Raw genomic sequence first — 366 nt, 5'->3', positions numbered from 1 at the left:
AAAAAAACCATCGAAAAACAAAAAAGAGATTAATCAACGATTAGTTGATTAATCTCTTTATATGTAATGAGTGAAGATACCTATTACATTAAACCAAATGCTTTAGCAATATCTTCTACTACACCAGCACCGTTAGCCACAATATTAACGATTGATTTAGCTAATTCAGCACCATCTCCAGATTGTCCTGCTGAAACTGTATTAGCGATAGCTTCGCCTAATTTTGAAATGTGTTCCATGAAAATAACCCCCCTTACATATAGAATTATTACCACCTCAAAATAACATATCTCATCATAAATTACTTCTAAAATTTAAAAATTTACAACATCTTAATAATTAATTGCAATGATATGATTATGTAGT

The 366-nt window shown here is 29.5% G+C and carries 1 protein-coding gene; it reads right to left on the bottom strand.

Translation table 11 applies throughout. The annotated features are described in order from the left end of the window. Positions 1-83: 83 nt before the first annotated feature. The gene (locus IE187_RS21220; RefSeq protein ID WP_016898644.1) at positions 84-239 is read right to left on the bottom strand and encodes a beta-class phenol-soluble modulin; all 156 of its coding nucleotides are present in this window, start codon (positions 237-239) and stop codon (positions 84-86) included. Positions 240-366 lie beyond the last annotated feature (127 nt).

It is taken from the genome of Sphingomonas glacialis (assembly GCF_014653575.1).
Taxonomy (GTDB): Bacteria; Pseudomonadota; Alphaproteobacteria; order Sphingomonadales; family Sphingomonadaceae; genus Sphingomonas; species Sphingomonas glacialis.
The sequence above is the reverse complement of the archived record's forward strand: the minus strand, read 5'-3'. Positions and strand labels throughout refer to the sequence as shown.

Coding starts and splice junctions, on each gene's coding strand:
- IE187_RS21220 (WP_016898644.1), bottom strand. CDS start 239: ATGGAACACATTTCAAAATTAGGCGAAGCTATCGCTAATACAGTTTCA.